Annotated in this window: 8 protein-coding genes; 4 read left to right on the top strand and 4 right to left on the bottom strand. The window is 63.6% G+C overall.

Annotated features, from left to right (window positions below):
• Positions 1 to 13: 13 nt before the first annotated feature.
• Together ADADO0_RS02890 and ADADO0_RS02895 are read right to left on the bottom strand one after the other, a co-directional pair.
• Positions 14 to 5,350 (bottom strand): beta strand repeat-containing protein, encoded by a 5,337-nt coding sequence (locus ADADO0_RS02890; RefSeq protein ID WP_511303584.1) that lies wholly within the window; start codon positions 5,348 to 5,350, stop codon positions 14 to 16.
• A 246-nt stretch (positions 5,351 to 5,596) separates the two neighbouring features.
• Positions 5,597 to 6,313, bottom strand: coding sequence for a LytR/AlgR family response regulator transcription factor (locus ADADO0_RS02895; RefSeq protein ID WP_511303585.1), 717 nt, complete (start codon positions 6,311 to 6,313; stop codon positions 5,597 to 5,599).
• Positions 6,314 to 6,901: 588 nt separating this feature from the next.
• Here ADADO0_RS02895 and ADADO0_RS02900 point away from each other — a divergent pair.
• The 3 genes from ADADO0_RS02900 (at position 6,902) to ADADO0_RS02910 (ending at position 10,077) form a co-directional block, all read left to right on the top strand.
• Complete coding sequence (locus tag ADADO0_RS02900) at positions 6,902 to 7,690, top strand: SDR family oxidoreductase (protein WP_511303586.1); 789 nt, start codon at positions 6,902 to 6,904, stop codon at positions 7,688 to 7,690.
• A 68-nt stretch (positions 7,691 to 7,758) separates the two neighbouring features.
• A complete protein-coding gene (locus tag ADADO0_RS02905; protein WP_511303587.1) occupies positions 7,759 to 8,736 on the top strand; it encodes a Bug family tripartite tricarboxylate transporter substrate binding protein in 978 nt (325 codons plus the stop codon).
• A 159-nt stretch (positions 8,737 to 8,895) separates the two neighbouring features.
• Entirely contained in the window at positions 8,896 to 10,077 is a 1,182-nt protein-coding gene (locus ADADO0_RS02910) for an LVIVD repeat-containing protein (protein ID WP_511303588.1), read from the top strand.
• Between the two features lie 22 nt (positions 10,078 to 10,099).
• Here the strand turns inward: ADADO0_RS02910 and ADADO0_RS02915 are convergent, their stop codons facing one another.
• Together ADADO0_RS02915 and ADADO0_RS02920 are read right to left on the bottom strand one after the other, a co-directional pair.
• Positions 10,100 to 10,345 carry a hypothetical protein gene (locus ADADO0_RS02915; RefSeq protein ID WP_511303589.1) on the bottom strand — a complete coding sequence of 82 codons (246 nt, stop codon included), beginning with the start codon at positions 10,343 to 10,345 and terminating at the stop codon, positions 10,100 to 10,102.
• A gap of 75 nt (positions 10,346 to 10,420) precedes the next feature.
• Positions 10,421 to 11,554 (bottom strand): sensor histidine kinase, encoded by a 1,134-nt coding sequence (locus ADADO0_RS02920; protein WP_511303590.1) that lies wholly within the window; start codon positions 11,552 to 11,554, stop codon positions 10,421 to 10,423.
• A gap of 238 nt (positions 11,555 to 11,792) precedes the next feature.
• Here ADADO0_RS02920 and ADADO0_RS02925 point away from each other — a divergent pair, with 238 nt between their 5' ends.
• A complete protein-coding gene (locus ADADO0_RS02925; protein WP_511303591.1) occupies positions 11,793 to 16,637 on the top strand; it encodes a Calx-beta domain-containing protein in 4,845 nt (1,614 codons plus the stop codon).
• Positions 16,638 to 16,743: the final 106 nt, after the last annotated feature.

The raw sequence follows: 16,743 nt of genomic DNA on the forward strand, positions 1-16,743 counted from the left end.
GCGTCCAAAAGGGTCACATGATGTGGTCGTGCGCGGCTTCCGCCGCTTCGAGGCAGCATTCGCACTCGTTGGCGGCTTTGGCGGCGCCGATGGCCGAGGTCCACTCCGCCAGCGCGCCGGCATCCTTCGCCGCGATGTTGGAGAGGGACAGTTCCACCAGCGACACATCCGTGAGGGTGTAGGTCTGGCTGTTGCCCTCGATGGTGATGACGGTGGAGCCGTTCACTTCCGCGACCGAGAAGCTGTCCTTGCCCATCCAGCCGAAGTCGAGCGTGTCCAGCGCGGTGTCGAAGTCGACCACCTTGTTGGCCCCCCAGGCCCAGGCAATGGAGGTCGTGTCGGCAACGCCGTTCGCCAGATGGCCCGAGTGATCGGGGCACGGCTCCGTGCCATGGGTGTGGACGGTGTCCGCAGTGGTTTCCGTCGTCGTCACAATGGTGGTTTCGGTGACGGCGGTGGTGGCCACCATGGTGCTGTGATCGTGGTCGGTGTGGTCATCCTCGCCGAGCACGCCGGCGTGGGAGCCGGAAGCGCCCGCAACCGTGCCGCCGCCGGCAATGGGGATGTCGAAGTCGACGATCTGGGAATTGGCCGCGTTGCCCATCCCGATCTTGTTGGAGAGGTCGTCCTCGCGCACCTGGGTGAAGGTGAATTCGAAGTTCTTCTGCGCGAGATCGGCGATATCTACCCCGAGCAGGACCAGCTTCTGTCCCGTCGTCCCGTCCGTGATGACCACGCCCTCGGCGCTGTCGGCCATGCTGAGCTGCTCGCGGCTGCCGTAATATTTGAAGCTCACGACATCCACCGCGGGGTCGAAGGCCACCTTGTCCACCTGGCCCACTTCGTGCGAGCGCATGTAGACGGTGTGGGCTTCCAGAGCCGGGCCATTTTCCCAGGCCAGCGCGCCGCTGAGCGCCTCGCGCAGATGGTTGTTGTCGATATAGGCGAAGTTATCGACCGTGAGATCGGCCAGCCGCACGCCCTGGATGATCACCGTCTCGCTGTTCCAGGGACTGGCGAAGCCAACGCCCTGTGGCGTATCGATGATGATGAAGGAATGGATATTGGCATTGCCGAGGTCGATGACATCCACCGCCGGATTGAACCCGACCACATCGGCCACGCTCAGCGAGGTGATGGTGTAGGTCTTCCCCGGACCGGTGCCGGGATCGACCACGGTGTCGTCGTCGGTGATGGTGCCGATGGCGGACGCATCCGCAATGGTGGCCCCGACGGCGTTGGAGAGGTTCAGGGTGAAGGTCTCGTTCGCCTCCACACCGGTGTCCCCGTTCACCATGACGTGGATCATCTGCGAGGTTTGCCCCGCAGTGAAGGTCAGCGTGCCGGAGAGCGCGGTGTAGTCGTAGCCGGATGTCGCCGTGCCGTTGGCGGTGGAATAATTGACCGTGACAGTGCCGGTTGCCGCCTGGGACAGGGTGACGACGAACATCATCTCGGCGGAGCCGGAATTGCCCTCGCGCATCGATACGTCGGCGACCTGGATTGTCGGTACGGCCGGCGCGCCGTCGTCGTTCGTGATGGTGCCGGTGCCGACCGGCCGGGCGATGGTGGCGCCCGACGCACCGCTGAGATTGACGGTGAAGGTCTCGTTGGCCTCGACGACCGTGTCGCCGACGATGTCGACATGGATGGTCTTGGAGGTCTCGCCCGCCGCGAAGGTGACGGTGCCCGTGCCCGCGACATAATCGGAGCCGGCGGTCGCCGTGCCGTTGGCGGTGGCGTAATTCACCGTGACGGGGCCGGTCGCGGCCCGGTCCAACGTAACGGTGAACATGAAGTGCACATGCTCGCCATTGCCTTCGGTGACCGCCATGTCGCCGATGGAGATCGCCGGCAGGGCGGCCGCGATGTCGTCATTGGTGATGGTGCCGGTGGCGGTGCCGCGCGCGATGGTGGCGCCGGACGGACTGGAGAGGTTGAGGGTGAAGGTCTCGTTCGCCTCCACCGAGGTGTCGCCGATGATGTCGACATGCACCGTCTTGGAAGTTTCGCCGGCGGCGAACGTCACGGTGCCCGAGCCCGCGACAAAGTCCGAGCCGCCGGTCGCCGTGCCGTTTGCCGTGGCGTAGTTCACTGTGACCGGGCCGGTGGCGGCCTTGTCCAGGGTTACCGTGAACATGAAGTGCGAATGTTCGCCATTGCCCTCGACCACCGCCATGTCCGCGACCGAGATCGCCGGCAGGACCACCGCCACGTCATCGTTGGTGATGGTGCCGGTGGCGGCGGCCTTGGCGATGGTGGCCCCGGAGGCGTTGGCGAGGTTGACCGTGAAGGTCTCGTTCGCTTCCACACTGGTGTCGCCGGTGACCTTGATCTGAATGGTCTTCGAGGTTTCGCCGGCGGCGAAGGTCACGGTGCCGGTGGCAGCGGTGTAGTCCGAGCCCGCGGTTGCCGTGCCGTTGGCTGTGGAATAGGCGACCGTGACCGGGCCGGTGGCGGCCTTGTCCAGCGTCACCGTGAAGCTGAGGTTGCTGGTGCCGGAATTGCCTTCCGCAATCGCAACATCGCCGATGGAGATGGCGGGGAAACCGCCGCTGCCGGAGGGCGCGCCGTTGATGAGGAAGCCGGTGGCGGCGGTGGCGCTGCCCGTGGTGGTCGCCGAGAAGCCGAAGGCGGTTTCCTTGTTGGCGGCGACGGCTCCGTTCCAGGAGACGTTGCGGATCACATAATGATTGCCGACGTGGCTGACGATTTCCGCATTCCAGATGCTGGTGATGTTGAAGCTCGCGTCGAACTCCACGGTCCAGCCGTTGATCGCCGTCGCGCCCGCCTCGACCGCCATGCTGCCGGTGAAGCCGGTGCCCCAGTTGGTGGCGACGGTATAATCCAGCACCGCGCTATTGGCCGGGGCCGCGTCGTCATTGGTGATGGTGCCGGTGGCAGCAGCCTTGGCGATGGTGGCGCCGGAGGCATTGGCGAGATTGACCGTGAAGGTCTCGTTGGCCTCCACCGTGGTGTCGCCCTTCACGGCAACACTCACGGTCTTGGAGGTCTCCCCGGCTGCGAAGGTCAACGTGCCGGTCGCGGCGGTGTAGTCCGAGCCTGATGTGGCCGTGCCATTGGCGGTGGAATAAGCGACCGTGACCGGACCGGTTGCCGCCTTAGACAGGGTCACCACGAATGTCGCCTGCGTGGTGCCGGAATTGCCCTCGGCCACCGTGACGTCGACGATGGAGATGGTCGGCGGCGTCACCGAGACATCGTCGTTGGTAATGGTGCCGGTGGCGGTGGCACGGGCGATGGTTGCGCCCGAGGCGTTGGCGAGGTTGACGGTGAAGGTTTCGTTGGCCTCCACAGCGGTGTCGCCGGTGATCGCGACATTGACGGTCTTGGAGGTCTCGCCGGCGGCGAAGGTCACGGTGCCGGTGGCGGCGGTGTAGTCCGAGCCTGATGTGGCCGTGCCGTTGGCGGTGGAATAATTCACCGTGACCGGGCCGGTTGCGGCCTTGGAGAGGGTGACGACGAACGACATCTGCGTGGTGCCGGTATTCCCCTCGGCCAACGACATGTCGACGATGGAAATGGCCGGCGGCGTCACAACCACATCGTCATTGGTGATGGTGCCGGTGGCTGCGGCCTTGGAGATGGTGGCGCCGGAGGCGTTGGCGAGATTGACCGTGAATGTCTCGTTGGCCTCGACGCTGGTGTCGCCGGTGATCGCGACATTGACGGTCTTGGAGGTCTCGCCGGCGGCGAAGGTCACGGTGCCGGTGGCGGCGGTGTAGTCGGACCCGGCGGCCGCCGTGCCGTTGGCGGTGGAATAGGTGACGGTGACGGGGCCGGTTGCGGCCTTGGAGAGGGTCACCACGAACGAGGCCTGCGTGGTGCCGGAATTGCCCTCGGCCACGGTCACGTCGGCGATGGAAATGGCCGGCAGCGTCGGGGCTACGTCGTCATTGGTGATGGTGCCGGTTCCGCTGGCGTCGGCGATGGTGGCACCCGTCGCGTCGGTAAGCTTCAGCGTGACCGTTTCGTTGCCCTCCACGGTGGTGTCGCCCTTCACGGCGATGCTCACGGTCTTGGAGGTCTCACCGGCCGCGAAGGTCACTGTGCCGGTGGCGGCGGTATAGTCGGTGCCCGCGGTGGCAGTGCCGTGCGTTGTGGCATATTGCACCGTCACGGGGCCGGTGGCGGCCTTGGAGAGGGTGATCGTGAACACGAGCTGCGCGGTGCCGGAATTGCCTTCGGCGACTGTGGCATCGCTTACGGCGATGGTCGGCGCGGCCGGCACGGCGGAATCGAATGCCGCGTCCCATTCGGAGACGGCGGACGCATCCTTGGCGCGGATGTTGGCCATGCTTAATTGGGCCAGAGAAACACCCGACAGCGTATAGGTCTGGTTGTTGCCGACGATGGTGATGACGACGGAGCCGCCCACCTCGGCGATGGAGAAATTGTCCGCCTGGAACCAGCCGAAATCCAGCACGTCATTGGCCGGCTCGAACGCCAGCACCGTGTTGGCACCCCAGGACCAGTTGATGGTGGTGACGGTGGCGACTCCGTCGCCGGTTCCCCCGCCAGTACCGCCGCCCCCGCCCCCGGTGCCGCCGCCCCCGGTGCCGCTGGAGCCGCCGTCGATCTGGGTGCCGTCCCAGCCGGAATAGTCAGAGATGACGCCGTCATTGTTGAAATCGTCGTGCCACAGCTCTTCGGCGAGCGAGAGGGTTTTGCCCGAGGTGTAGGCCGCGATCATGATCGAGGCGGCCGGCGAGTCATAGGCGCCGAACTGCTGGATATATTTGAGGATCGAGGTGCCGTATTCGTCGGCCGAGGCGCTGCCGTTGTTCAGCAGGTCGAGCGTGCCCCAGGCGCCGCGCAGATGCGCCGCGGCGAGAATGCCGGTCATGGTGAGCGTGACGGTCACGTCCTGCCCGTTAGTGTCCTTGTAGGTGCGTGCAGTGCCGATCAGCGCGTCGAGGCTGGTGCCCTTGGCTGCGAGGCCGCTCTCGATGACGTTCAGGTTGAAACCGAAGGCATCGAGGATGATGGCTTCCTGGATGTCGGTCTTCAATTCCGTAAAGTTGTCGACGCCGTTCTTGCCGGTGAACGTGCCGGTCCACTGGTTGCCGGTGTTACCCTTGTAATAGCCAAGGTCATTCAGCAGAGCTTCACCGAACTGGTAACCGACGAAACCGAGGGCGTTGACCGAAGTATACTGCATGTCATGCCAGGTGAGCTGGCCAATCTTGTAGGCGTTCCAGTTGGCATCGCCGACCCAGCTGCGAATCTGTGCTTCGGTGATCTGTCCGGTAAGATAGCGGTCGTAATCGACCCCGGATTCGAATGCGCGCAATGCGTTCAGAAAATCTGTGAAATCACCCTTAGACATGGCTCACCCCAGCAATCCAGCAGACGATGGCGGCGGCTGATGGATACCGCCAATGTCGCAAGGTGAGGTTGAGCAGGGGGCGGCGCGGCTGTCCAGCGGGAGCGAATGGAAAAGTTTCGGCTCATTCTAAAAAAGGTTATTAGATACCTTTAATTTCTGACGTAATGTTCATAAAAAACAACCAGCAAGAGTGATGCGACATAATGCCCGTAGGTAAGCTTTGCTTCAAAATCCGATCAGCAACGCTCAAAGCCGGTAATTTCCCATGGCTTCCCGCAACCGGACGGCGGCGGCTCGGCCGATCGACAGCGGCTCCGAAATACCCTGGAGCGTGAGGCGCACATCGTCCCGGCTGCGGGCATCGATGCCGCGCAGGCGGTCCCGGTTGATCATCAGCGAGCGGCCGAGGCGCAGAAAGGGCGGGCTGGGCAAAAGCGTCTCGAAATGCGCCAAAGTTCGCCAAATCATAAGCGCGGGCTGGTCTGCGAGCATGACGCGGGCAAAATCTCCATCGGCTTTTACGGCAGCGATTTCGCCCGCCGCGACCAGCACGGTGCGCGAGGGCGTGCGCAATTCGATGAGCCCCGCCTCGTCCTTGCTGACGCTGGCCGCGATCGCCCGCTCGACCCGCGCGAGTGCTTCCGCCAGCCGTTCCGGGGCCACCGGCTTGAGCAGATAGTCAACGGCGTCCACCGTGAACGCCTCCACGGCGTGCTCGGCATAGGCTGTGATGAACACAACCTTCGGTGGATACTCCAGGGCCTCCAGGAGATCGAAGCCGTCGCCGCCGTTCAGCTCGATATCGAGGAAGATCAGGGCCGGCTGGGTGCGCATGATCAGCGCCTGGGCTTCCGCGATGCTCTCCGCCTCGCCCACCACATCCACCGTGGCATGCGCGGACAGAAGCCGCCGAATGGCCCGACGGGCGAGGGGTTCGTCATCGACGATCAGGACCCGGAGCACGATTCCTCCTCCAGATCAAAACTCTGAAACAAAATCATAGGGATAGCCAGTATCTGGCGCGCCTCACCCGAATATAATGCCACAATCGCAGGCCGGCGAGGCATTTGCAAAGCGCGCATCGCCCGGCCCTTGCGCCGCGCCGCGCCTCAGAATAGAGCGTTTCCCCTCCGACAGTTTTTAGACGCTCGATCTTTGCGTCTGGCGACCGGCCGCCTGTCAAACCACGCGCGCCGCCGAAGTTTATCCGTCATTCTGAGGATAAAAACGCGCGCAGCACAAATATCAAAAGCACAAAATGAAAATGATATTTCATAAATTGCGCAAAATTCGTGAAATTTAATGATTTACGTTAGGTACTGTGCCACCGATAAATAGAAAAAGAAGCCAAAATACATTCAGGTATAACCTATAAACATATGATCTCACGCCTCGATCTGCAGATATTGCGTTTCGGTAACCCATAAAACCACGGTAACTACGAGGCAAGCCAGAGATGCAGCATTGTGAGATAGGCATTCACGATGTAAGGGTGAGCTGAAGGGAGCCGCCAGCGACAAGGCTTCCCGGCAGTCTCTTGGGAGGCGTTTCGTGGACCTGCGAATTAACGGCAAAGTGGCAATCGTGACAGGCGGCAGCCGGGGCATCGGCAAGGCCTGCGCAAAGGAATTGCTCGCTGAGGGCGCGTCGGTGGTGCTGGTCAGCAAAAACCCTTCGATCAACGCGGACGCGGTGCGCGAGCTTGGCGCGCAGGCCCCGGATCGGGTCTTCGGCGTGCCGACCGACCTTGCCGACGATGACGCCATTGCCGCGATGACGGCAAAAACCATCGAGCGGTTCGGGAAAATCGACATCCTCGTCAACTCAGCTGCGACGGTCATTCCCCAAGACTATCTCAAGATGAGCGACGCCGATTTGAGCGGTTTGCTAGAACAGAAATTCCTGCCGGCAGCGCGCTGTATTCGTCACGTCGTACCCGATATGCGCAAGCGCAGATGGGGGCGCATCATCAACATTTCCGGGCTGGCCGGGCGGCAGCCGCACTACACGGTGGTGCCCGCGGCGCTCAACAATTCCTCACTGCTCAACCTGACGAAGTCGCTGGCTGTCGAACTGGCCAAGGACAATATCCTCATCAACGCCGTCGTCCCGTACATCATCAATACCGAACGCCAGGACGAAACCATGGTCGAATGGGCCAAGATGACCGGCCAGACAGAAGCCGAGGTTCGTCAACAGCGCGTCGCGAAAGTGCCGGTTGGCCGCATGGGCACGCCGGAGGAAGTCGGCGCGGTCGTCGCCTTCATGGCCTCGGAACGCACCAGCTATGTCGCCGGCGCTGCCTGGTACGTCGACGGCGGCGGCTCGATGACGCTCTAAGAAGCTGAACACAAAAGGCGTGCGATCCAACGCGCGCCGCGCTCAAAAAATCTCAGGGAGGACATATCGTGGCGCTTCATCGTCGTCATCTGCTTCAAGCCGCAGGCGCAGCCCTTGCCATGCCCGCGCTGTCTCGCCTGGCGTGGGCGGATACCTATCCTTCGCGGCTGGTGCGCGTCATGTCCGGCTTCGGCGCCGGGTCGGCATCGGACATCAACGCCCGGCTCTTCGGCCAATGGCTTTCGGAGCGTCTCGGCTCGCCGTTTATCGTCGATAACCGGCCGGGCGCGGGCGGCAACCTCGCCACCGACTTCGTCATCCACGCGCCGGCCGATGGCTACACGCTGCTCTACGCCTCCACCGCAATCGCGATCAATCAGACGCTCTATGCCGGCAGGATAGGCTTCTCGAACACCGACATGGCGGCTGTCGCGGCGACCGTACGCACCCCGGTGGTGATGGAGGTCAATCCGAGCCTGCCGATCAAGACGGTTGCCGAATTCATCGCCTACGCCAAGGAAAACCCCGGCAAGATCAACTATGCGACGGTGGGAGCGGGCACGCTGCAGCATTTATGCGGCGAGTATTTCAAGATGATGACGGGCATCGACATGGTGCCGGTTCATTATCGCGGCGCGGCCCAGGCCCTGCCCGACCTGATCGCAAATCGCGTCCAGGTCATGTTCGATATCGTCGTCTCCTCGCTGTCCTTCATCAAGGCAGGTCAGGTCCGGCCGATCGGCGTGGCTTCGCTGACGCCGCAAGAGTTGTTGCCCAATGTTGCGCCCATCGCCGACACGGTGAAGGGGTTCGAGGCGGCCGGCTGGCAGGGCTTCTACGCGCCCCTGAAGACGCCGGCGGACATCATCGAAAAGCTTAATCGTGAAGTGAATACGGAAATGGCCGATCCGAAGCATCGCGCCAGGCTGGTCGAACTCGGCGGCACGCCGGCGCCGGGGACGCCGGCGGACTTCGCCAAATTCGTCGCCAATGAGACGGCAAAATGGGCGAAGGTCGTGCGCCAGGCCGACGTCAAGGTGGAGTGACGTTCCGCTGCCGCACGTTGCAGGGCGCGCGGCAGCATTTCGTCGGTAATGTAATATTACATTTTACAATGCCGCAAAGATTGTCCCCGTTTTACCGAACAACGAGGCTATCGCAGACGTTTCCAAATAGGTTCAGCAGATCAGCAGGGCAAAAAAGCAATGAGCGAACGCTTTCCTGAAGAGGCAAAGAATTTCCGCCTGTTGGGCCATGACCCCTCAGCCGCCTTCGGCGGCGGCAGTCTGGTCGAGGTCAAGAACGGCTATGCCTATGTCGGCTCGGTCGGCGGCTCGAGCTTCAATGCGCCGGAGGGTTTCACGGTCCATGACGTTTCGGACCCGCGCAAGCCGCACAAGGTCGCCGAATTCCGCGCGCCGCCGGGCGTTCATTGCCACAAGCTCCGGCTGGTTGGCGAGGATCTGCTGTACGTCAATTCGGAAAAGCTTGCCGGCGAGAAGGGCAAGGATGGTCGCGGCGGACTCTATATCTTCGACATTAGAAACCCGCGTGAGCCGAAGCAGGTTGGCTTCTATGACATGCCGGGAAGCGGCCCGCACCGTTTCGGCATCGACCGCGAGCGCAACCTCGCCCTTCTACCCTGCGATGCCGAGGGCTGGCACAAGCGGGTGATCTGGACGCTGGACCTGCGTGACCCGCTCAAGCCTGACATCGTCAGCATCTGGGGCCTGCCATGGCAGAAGGCGCAGGATGCCTCGCTTGGCAACGACCCGATGCCTGCCGATGCCACCTGCACTTTGCATGGACCGCCCGTCATTCGTGGCAATCGCATGTATGCCGCCTTCTGGGGCGGCGGCGTTGCCGTGATCGACTGCACCGACCTGCGCAATATGGATCTCGTCGGCCACGTCTGCTGGTCGCCGCCGTTCCCGGGCGGTACGCACACCGCCTGGCCGGTCGGTGACAAGCCCTATCTCATCGTCACCGATGAAGCGCGGGCCAAGCAGAATTATTGGGACGCGCAGTTCATGTGGGTCGTCGATATCCGCGACGAGACCAATCCCATGCCGGTTTCAAACTTCTTCCCCGAGCGGGAAAAGTATTTCCACCGGCCCGGCCGCTTCGGTGCGCACAACATCCTTGAGGACATCAGGACCGAAGGCCCCTGGGCGAACATCGTGTTCCTCACCTACTTCAACGCGGGGCTCCGCGCCGTGGATGTCAGCGATCCGTTGCGGCCCAAGGAAGTCGGCTATTACGTGCCGGAGACGCCCGTGGGACAGGAGGCCATCCAGTCGAACGATATCGGCACCGATGAGCACGGGCGCCTGTATCTGATCGACCGCTGGGGCGCCGGCATGCATATCCTCGAATACACGGGATGAGGACCCGCTCGGGACGCTGGCTTCAAAGCGTCCCGACGCTTGCCTTTAAAGCACCAGCCGATTGCACCAGCCCGCGCGCGGCGTCCGTGGCCGCGACGGAAGCCGGCGTGCGCGCGTCTGCCCTTGCCTCTACCGGCCTGTAGCGCATCGGCGTCCAATAGGCCGCGATCCGCGCCCGCTTCTGGGCGTAGTTTTCGTGCGGCGCCTCGGTCTCACACTCTTCGCACATGAAAACCACCACCTCCGTCTGCGCGACGAATACTGACATGAACCGATACATCATGCCGAGCCGTTGCGTCCCGGAATGAAGCACCACCTTTTTAGATGAAGATGTCGCCGCGTCTCAATGAAATGCTTCGGGCGTAAATTCTCCTGAGCACGGCTCTCCTTCCAGCACCAGGGTCGCGACCACACGGCCTTCCCGTGGCCGCTCGCTGCTGCCCGCGATCTCGCGCAAGGTGAAGGTGTGACGGTCCGGATAGTGCAGGGCCAGCCGACGGCGGACATTCTGCACGCCGATGCCGCGCCCGCGCCGCCGCCCGGTGGTGCCCTCCAAGGTGCCCGTGTTGGAGATTTCCACCTTCAGCGCCCCCGCCTGCATCGCGATGTCGATATCGATGTCGAGGCCGTGCGCCCGCTCGCCGTGCTTCACCGCATTTTCCACCAGGGGCTGGAGCAGGAAATTGGCGATCGGCCGGGCGGTCGCGGCGGCGTCGACATGAAGGTGGGTGCGCAGCCGCTGGCCGAACCGGGCTTCCTGGATTCGCAGATAGGCCGCGAGCGAGGCCACCTCCGCTTCCACCGGCACCACCGGATTGTTGATGCCCGCCAGCGAATGCCGGAGATAGTCCGTGAGGTCGCGCATCATGGCGAGCGCCGCCTCGGGATTTTCCGGGATTTCCTCGGCAACGCCGTTGAGCGCGTTGAACAGGAAATGCGGGTCGAGCTGAAGCCGCAGGTGCTGGATTTCCGCGCGCAGCGCATCCGCCTCGGCGGCCAAGGCCCGGCGGCTCTGCGCTTGCTTCTCGCTCACCGTGCGGACCCAGAAATAGCCGATGCTCCAGCCGGCGAGGACGATGGTGTAGTGGATGAGCGGCACCGCCACCTCCTCCACCGGCCCCCATTCGGGAATGCTCCAGCCGGTCCATCTCCGGACGAAGGAGATGGCGGTCACGGCCGAGGCGGCGGCGATCGTCGACATGGCGAAGATGATGGTCAGCGAGCGCAGGGTGAGGCGCGCATCCCGCACATGGCGCGAGTAGACCCAGCCCAGGCCCGCTGAAAGCGCGATGAGGATCGGGCAGATGATGAGGGTGAGCGCCAGCGCCACCGGGAAGCTGCGATAGGTGAACTGGCGGTTCGCCAGATCGACCACCACGAACAGGCCCCACCCCAGAACCTGCGCGCGCCAGAAGAACGTCAGGTGACGCCACCAGCCGGCGGCTGCCTCCCTAATTGGAGCGTTCAGGCCGAGCACGATGCATATCCCCCGACGCGTTTTCCGGCGATCGCCCGGCGCGGAAAGCAAAGGCCATTCCGCCGCGTCCAGCAAGATGCACCGTTACGTCAGCCACCGCATCCGCACCGTCCGCCGCACTCGTCGATTTTCCTGCCGGGTTCATCGAGTGTGGCCCGCCGGGCCGATGCGCAGGTTCCGGGGCCATGACATCTCTTAATCAACGAGGCGCGTCCGGCGCCGTCATGGAGCGTAGATCATGGCTGACATCAACACGACGAACGGTCGAATCTTCCAGATATCGACCACCGGCGCCGACATCGTCGGCTTTGATCCGGCCAAGGACAAGCTCGATCTGGGCGATGTGACGGTCCACAATTGCATCGTTATCGACACCCCCCAAGGCGTCGGCTTCCTGAACCCCTGGTCCGGCGAAAGCGTCATCGTCATAGGGGTTTCCCTCGCCCAGCTGACCATCGACAGCTTCATGCCGGTCATCAACGACCATTTGCGCCAGGACCTCTCCGGCGCGCTGGCCTGGGAACACGGCATCACGGCGGAAGCCCATACGGTCTACGCCCGCTCCCACGAAGTCGGCCAGATCGACCGGGTCGCATTCGACCCCGCCACCGATGTCGTGGACTTCCGCTATTTCGGCACCCGCGAGCAGGTCTACATGACCAATAGCCCGGATGGCGTGATCATCTCCAATTCCGGTACCGGACATGCGCTGATTTTGTTGGGGGTTACGACGAGCCAACTGACGGCGGAGAATTTCGAATTCCATTTCGCCCAGGCGCGGGAGGACCGCGTGGCGCTTCAGCTCGGCTTCAGCTCGGTGCCGGATTCGCAGATCCTGCCCCAGGGCGTGCCCATCGCCGGCACCAATGCCTGGCCGACAGCATCAGGCGGCGGCGCGCCGCCGAGCGGTCAGGTGGGCACCACCACCGTCATCGACTGGCATTACGGCAGCGATACCGTGATCCTGTTCGATCCGGCCAAGGACAAGCTCGATTTCGGCTGGTTCAAGGCCCACGAATTTTCCGTCAAGGAAGTAAATGGCTCGACTGTCATTTCCATCGACGGTAACCACCAGACCTATACGCTCTCGGGCGTCTCGCTCTATGCGCTCGACCTCAACAACATCGTCGCGCTCGACACCACGGCCCGCACCGAATGGCAGGGGCTCATCAATAACGCCGTTGCGCCGGCCGCCTTGCCGACCTTGTCCGTCAGTGACGGCACTGTGGTGGAGGGCCATTCCGGCACCACCCAGATGATGTTCACCGTGGCCCTGTCACAGGCCTCGGCGAGCCCGGTGAGTGTCAGCTATTCCACCCTCAACGGCACCGCCACCGCCGGGCAGGACTATACGTCCACCGTCGGCACGCTGACCTTCGCGGCGGGTGAAACCTCCAAGATGATCCATGTAAACGTGGCCGGGGATACGATGGTGGAGTTGAACGAGCAGTTCAGCCTGCATCTCTCCGCCGCAAGCGGCGCGACCATCATGGACGGATCGGCGGTCGGCACCATCGTCAACGACGATGTGGATGCGGCTCCCGGTGCGCTGCCGGCGATTTCCATCGGCGATCTCAGCGTGGCCGAGGGCAATGGCGAGCACATGCATTTCATGTTCACGGTGACGCTGGACAAGGCGTCCACCGGACCCGTGACGGTCGCCTACACCACCGCCAACGGCACGGCGGTCGCCGGTTCGGACTATGTCGCGGGCGCGGGCACGGTGACGTTCGCGTCCGGCGTCACATCACAGATGGTCCATGTGGACATCTTGGGCGATACCAATGTGGAGGCCAACGAGACCTTCACCGTCACCTTGTCCAGCCCGGCGGGCGCGACCATTGCGGATGGCTCTGCCACCGGCACGATCCTGAACGATGACGTGGCAGTGGTCCTGCCGAAGCTTTCCATTGCCGACGCGACCGTGACCGAGGGCAATTCCGGCACAGCCGATCTCACCTTCACGGTGACACTGGACAAGGCGGCGACCGGCCCGGTGAGCGTGCAGTACGGCACCGCCAATGGCACGGCGACGTCAGGCTCGGATTATACCGCCCGAGCCGGCACGCTGACGTTTGCGGCCGGAGAGACCTCCAAGGTCGTGACCGTGGCGGTTGCCGGCGACACCGCTGTTGAAGCGAACGAGACGCTACTGGTGAACCTCACCAATGCGTCCGGCGCCACCATCGCCCGCGCCGCCGCCACCGGCACCATTACCAATGACGATGTGGCAAGCGTGCCGACCGGCGGGAGGGCGGTGGATTATGCCGTGACCAGCAATTGGGGCTCCGGCTTCACCGCGAGCATGAGCGTCGAGGCCGGAGCGAACGCGCTGAACGGCTGGACCGTCGAGTTCGACGCAACGTTCAACATCACCAATATCTGGAACGCGCAGATCGTCAGCCACGTCGGCAACCATTATGTGATCCGCAACCAGTCCTATAACGGCGCGGTTGGCGCCAATAAGGAAACCGCCTTCGGCTTCCAGGCGAGCCCCGGCAGCGAGGGCACGACCGCCACCGGCTTCACCCTCAACGGCGCGGCCACCGGCGGCGGCACTCCCGTTCCGGTCCCACCCGCCGTTTCCATCGGCGATGTCGCGATGGCGGAAGGCAGTTCCGGGGCCGCCAATCTCACCTTCACGGTGACGCTGGACAAGGCGGCGACCGGCCCGGTTTCGGTCGGCTATTCCACCGCTAACGGCACCGCCACTGCGGGGTCCGATTACACCGCCGCCACGGGAACGGTGACGTTTGCAGCCGGGGAGACCTCCAAGACCATCCAGGTGGCGGTGAAAGGCGACACGGCTGTTGAGGCCAACGAGACCTTCACCGTCAATCTCGCCAACGTCTCCGGCGCCACCATAGCCAAGGCCGCCGCAACCGGCACCATCACCAATGACGATACGGCGCCATTGCCTACGCTTTCGGTGGCCGACATCGCCTTTGCCGAAGGCGGGGCTGGGAGCCACGGACATGGCGCCTTCACCGTGACGCTCTCCGCCGCCTCGGCGACGGCGGTGACGGTGAATTACGCCACCGCGAACGGGATCGCCCTGGCCGGCAGCGATTACGATGCGGCGTCCGGCACCCTCACCTTCGCACCCGGCGAGACCACCAAGGTGGTGGAGATCCATGTGACCGGCGACGCGGCGGTCGAGGCGAACGAGACGTTCTCGCTCGTGCTGTCCGGCGCAAGCGGTGCCACCCTGGCGCGCGGCACCGCCACCGGCACGATCCAGAACGACGACACATCCGGCCCGCAGCCGGCATTGCCGACGGTTTCCATCGCCGATGTATCGGTGAGCGAGGGCAATCCGGGTTCGGGGGGCGCGGCGTCCGGCTGGCTCTCGACGCAGGGCAACCAGATCGTCGATGCCGCCGGCAATACGGTGCAGATCGCCGGGGTGAACTGGTTCGGCTTCGAGGGCGACAACAGTTCTCCGAACGGCCTGTGGACCCGTGGCTACAAGGACATGATGCAGCAGATGGAGGACCTTGGGTTCAACACCATCCGCCTGCCGTTCTCATCCGACATGCTGCATTCTACTGCCATCGCGAAGGGCATCGACTATTCCAAGAACCCTGATCTGGTGGGGCTTACCCCGCTTCAGGTGATGGACAAGATCGTCGATTATGCCGACCAGATCGGCCTCAAGATCATCCTTGATCATCACCGCAGCGATGCCGGGGCTGGTACCTCGCCCAATGGCCTGTGGTATGACAGCAGCCATTCCGAGGCGAGCTGGATCGCTGACTGGCAGATGCTGGCGCAGCGTTATGCCGACGACACCGCCGTGATCGGCGCTGACCTGCACAACGAGCCCTATAACGGCACCTGGGGCGGGGGCGGCGCGAACGATTGGGCGGCTGCCGCCGAGCGCGCAGGCGATGCCATCGGCGACGTCAACACCAACTGGCTGATCTTCGTCGAGGGCGTCGGGTCCTATGACGGGGACAATTACTGGTGGGGCGGAAATCTGGAGGGCGTGCGCGACCGGCCGATCGAACTCGATGTCGCGAACAAGCTGATCTACTCGGCCCACGACTATCCGAACTCGGTTTACAACCAGCCTTGGTTCCAGTCCTCCGACTTCGCCGCGCATCTGCCGGAGAAGTTCGACGAGATGTGGGGCTATATCTACAAGGAAGGCATCGCGCCGGTGTACATCGGCGAGTTCGGCACCAAGCTGGTGGATCCGAAAGATGCGCCCTGGCTGGAGGCCATCACCTCCTACATGGCCGGCGACTTCGACAATAACGGGACCATCGACATCCCCGCAGGCGACCAGGGCATGTCCTGGACCTATTGGTCCTGGAACCCGAACTCCGGCGACACCGGCGGCATCCTGAAGGACGACTGGCAGAGCGTGAACACCAACAAGCTCGCCTATCTCGAGCAGATCCAGTTCAACTTCGACACCGACGTGCCAGGCGGGACCGGGGCGGGAGAGGGCGACCACGCCTATGCGTCCTTCGTCGTGACGCTCTCGGCGCCGGCCACCGAGGCGGTGATAGTGGGCTATCACACCATGGCCGGCGAGGCGGATACGTCCGACTTCACCGCCGTGACCGGCACGCTGACCTTTGCCGCCGGTGAGCAGTCGAAGACCATTCAGGTGCCGATCACCGCCGATACCCTGCACGAGGCGAACGAGCATTTCGCGGTCATGCTCACCGATGCCCATGGCGCCGTCATCGGGGTCGGAACCGCGACCGGCACCATCGTCAACGACGATAACGCGGGCATCCCGACCACTCCCGGCACCGGGACCGGCGGCGGGCACACGGGATCGGGAGACCTGGAGGCTCTGCTCGCGGTGGTGGATTCCTGGAACAGCGGCTTCAACGCCTCTGTCTCCATTCACAATGAGGGGGCCGCCACCAGCGGCTGGCAGTTGGAGATCGACATGCCCTACCAGATCACGAGCATCTGGAACGCCGAGATCGTCTCCCACGACGCGGATGGCTATGTGATCCGCAACGCCGCCTGGAACGGGGCGATCGGCGCGGATGCCGAGATCAGCTTCGGCTTCACGGGAGCCGGACAGATCAACCTGTCGCAGGTCGACATCCACATCTGACCCTTCGAACCGGCATGGCGACCTAGGGATCGCCATGCTCCCGATGCCCAGGGCCGGTCCTCGCTGGGGCCGAACCGGGCGAGGCCCCGGGCGCTCCCCCGCGCGT

It is taken from the genome of Aquabacter sp., assembly GCF_965279295.1.
Classification (GTDB): Bacteria; Pseudomonadota; Alphaproteobacteria; order Rhizobiales; family Xanthobacteraceae; genus Aquabacter.